Origin of the sequence: Lewinella sp. (assembly GCF_050633125.1) — a bacterium.
Classification (GTDB): domain Bacteria; phylum Bacteroidota; class Bacteroidia; order Chitinophagales; family Saprospiraceae; genus Lewinella.
In genome coordinates this window covers 4,409-4,812 of the sequence record NZ_JBOEFX010000228.1, presented here as the reverse complement: position 1 = coordinate 4,812, position 404 = coordinate 4,409, and the positions used below count along the sequence as shown (strand labels likewise).

Sequence of the window (404 nt, the reverse complement as noted above, 5' to 3'; positions counted from 1 at the left end):
TACGAAGAAAGCTATGCCCGCATGGTAAAGGCGATGGGACGCAAGGGCGATGTCCTTTTTGCGATGTCAACTTCAGGGAGTTCCCCTAATATTTTAAGAGCGGTAGCGGTAGCAAAGGAACAAGGAATGACCATTGTCGGCTTTACGGGCCAAACCGGTGGCAAGCTTGCAGAACATTGTGATTATCTCTTGGCCATTCCTTCTAAGGATACACCACGAATTCAAGAGTGCCACATGCTGGTGGGGCATTTGATTTGTGAATTGGTAGAGGAGGGGATGTTTGGGTAGGGCTCGCTACGCTCGCGTTGGTGTTCACTTACGTTCACGGTAGTGTTCGTTTCACTCGCGGAACGTGCTCACTGCGCTCACGGGGTGCTCGTTTCACTCGCGGTGGTACTTGCTAT

1 protein-coding gene is annotated in these 404 nt (G+C 51.2%); it reads left to right on the top strand.

What is annotated here, in order from left to right:
* Positions 1 to 288 (top strand): D-sedoheptulose-7-phosphate isomerase (locus ACRBG0_RS28475; protein ID WP_431490216.1); only part of this gene is annotated, 288 nt, incomplete at its 5' end.
* Between the last annotated feature and the right edge of the window lie 116 nt (positions 289 to 404).